This window comes from Photorhabdus sp. RM71S (genome assembly GCF_042879355.1).
Lineage (GTDB): Bacteria > Pseudomonadota > Gammaproteobacteria > Enterobacterales > Enterobacteriaceae > Photorhabdus > Photorhabdus kayaii.
This window is the reverse complement of record NZ_JBHFKV010000106.1, coordinates 1-2,723: the sequence shown is the minus strand read 5'-3', so window position 1 is coordinate 2,723 and position 2,723 is coordinate 1. Positions and strand designations below refer to the sequence as shown.

Sequence of the window (2,723 nt, the reverse complement as noted above, 5' to 3'; positions counted from 1 at the left end):
AAACGTTCCTTCCGTGACCTCAAGTCAAGGGAAGACTCATCTCAAGGCAAGTTTCCCGCTTAGATGCTTTCAGCGGTTATCTCTCCCGCACTTAGCTACCGGGCGATGCCATTGGCATGACAACCCGTACACCAGCGGTGCGTCCACTCCGGTCCTCTCGTACTAGGAGCAGCCCCTTTCAATCTTCCTGCGCCCACGGCAGATAGGGACCGAACTGTCTCACGACGTTCTAAACCCAGCTCGCGTACCACTTTAAATGGCGAACAGCCATACCCTTGGGACCTACTTCAGCCCCAGGATGTGATGAGCCGACATCGAGGTGCCAAACACCGCCGTCGATATGAACTCTTGGGCGGTATCAGCCTGTTATCCCCGGAGTACCTTTTATCCGTTGAGCGATGGCCCTTCCATGCAGAACCACCGGATCACTAAGACCTACTTTCGTACCTGCTCGAGCCGTCACTCTCGCAGTTAAGCTGGCTTATGCCTTTGCGCTAACCTCACGATGTCCGACCGTGATTAGCCAACCTTCGCGCTCCTCCGTTACGCTTTGGGAGGAGACCGCCCCAGTCAAACTACCCGCCAGACACTGTCCTCAGCCCGGTTCACGGGCCTAAGTGAGAACATCGAACATTCAAGGGTGGTATTTCAAGGATGGCTCCGCGCAGACTGGCGTCCGCGCTTCTCAGCCTCCCACCTATCCTACACATCAAGGCTCCATGTTCAGTGTCAAGCTATAGTAAAGGTTCACGGGGTCTTTCCGTCTTGCCGCGGGTACACTGCATCTTCACAGCGAGTTCAATTTCACTGAGTCTCGGGTGGAGACAGCCTGGCCATCATTACGCCATTCGTGCAGGTCGGAACTTACCCGACAAGGAATTTCGCTACCTTAGGACCGTTATAGTTACGGCCGCCGTTTACTGGGGCTTCTATCAAGAGCCTCGCCTTGCGGCTAACCCCATCAATTAACCTTCCAGCACCGGGCAGGCGTCACACCGTATACGTCCACTTACGTGTTTGCACAGTGCTGTGTTTTTAATAAACAGTTGCAGCCAGCTGGTCTCTGCGACTGGCTTCGGCTCCGGGCGTCTCTCCCTTCACCTAACGCCAGCGTGCCTTCTCCCGAAGTTACGGCACCATTTTGCCTAGTTCCTTCACCCGAGTTCTCTCAAGCGCCTGAGTATTCTCTACCTGACCACCTGTGTCGGTTTGGGGTACGATTCAATGTGACCTGGCGCTTAGAGGCTTTTCCTGGAAGCCGGGCATCAACCACTTCACCGCCGTAGCGGCTCGTCATCACGCCTCAGTGTTCACAGAAGAGCGGATTTACCTGCTCCTCCCACCTACACGCTTAAACCGGGACGACCGTCGCCCGGATGGCCTAGCCTTCTCCGTCCCCCCTTCGCAGTCACATTCAGTACAGGAATATTAACCTGTTTCCCATCAGCTACGCCCTTCGGCCTCACCTTAGGGGTCGACTCACCCTGCCCCGATTAACGTTGGACAGGAACCCTTGGTCTTCCGGCGAGCGGGTTTTTCACCCGCTTTATCGTTACTTATGTCAGCATTCGCACTTCTGATACCTCCAGCAGGCCTCACGGCGCCGCCTTCAACAGCTTACAGAACGCTCCCCTACCCAGCAACGCCTCAACGTCACTGCCGCAGCTTCGGCGCATGGTTTAGCCCCGTTACATCTTCCGCGCAGGCCGACTCGACCAGTGAGCTATTACGCTTTCTTTCAATGATGGCTGCTTCTAAGCCAACATCCTGGCTGTCTGGGCCTTCCCACATCGTTTCCCACTTAACCATGACTTCGGGACCTTAGCTGGCGGTCTGGGTTGTTTCCCTCTTCACGACGGACGTTAGCACCCGCCGTGTGTCTCCCGTGATACCATTCTTCGGTATTCGCAGTTTGCATCGGGTTGGTAAGCCGGGATGGCCCCCTAGCCGAAACAGTGCTCTACCCCCGAAGATGAATTCACGAGGCGCTACCTAAATAGCTTTCGGGGAGAACCAGCTATCTCCCGGTTTGATTGGCCTTTCACCCCCAGCCACAAGTCATCCGCTAATTTTTCAACATTAGTCGGTTCGGTCCTCCAGTTAGTGTTACCCAACCTTCAACCTGCCCATGGCTAGCTCACCGGGTTTCGGGTCTATACCCTGCAACTCATTCGCCCAGTTAAGACTCGGTTTCCCTGCGGCTCCCCTATCCGGTTAACCTCGCTACAGAATATAAGTCGCTGACCCATTATACAAAAGGTACGCAGTCACCCTGATAAATCAAGGCTCCCACTGCTTGTACGTACACGGTTTCAGGTTCTCTTTCACTCCCCTCGCCGGGGTTCTTTTCGCCTTTCCCTCACGGTACTGGTTCACTATCGGTCAGTCAGGAGTATTTAGCCTTGGAGGATGGTCCCCCCCTCTTCAGACAGGATTTCTCGTGTCCCGCCTTACTCTTCGAACTCACAACCCGGTCATCTTCGAGTACGGGGCTATCACCCTCTCTCGCCGGCCTTTCCAGACCGTTCCTCTGATGCCCTGGCTGATGCTGGTTCTGGGCTCCTCCCCGCTCGCTCGCCGCTACTGGGGGAATCTCGGTTGATTTCTTTTCCTCGGGGTACTGAGATGTTTCAGTTCCCCCGGTTCGCCTCATTAACCTATGGATTCAGTTAATGATAGTGCAACGCATTGCACTGGGTTTCCCCATTCGGACATCGCCGGCT

Annotated in this window: 1 rRNA gene; it reads right to left on the bottom strand. The window is 55.2% G+C overall.

The window, feature by feature from the left end:
• Nucleotides 1-2,723: ribosomal RNA gene (locus ACGF5R_RS23685) — 23S ribosomal RNA — on the bottom strand; the annotation flags it as partial.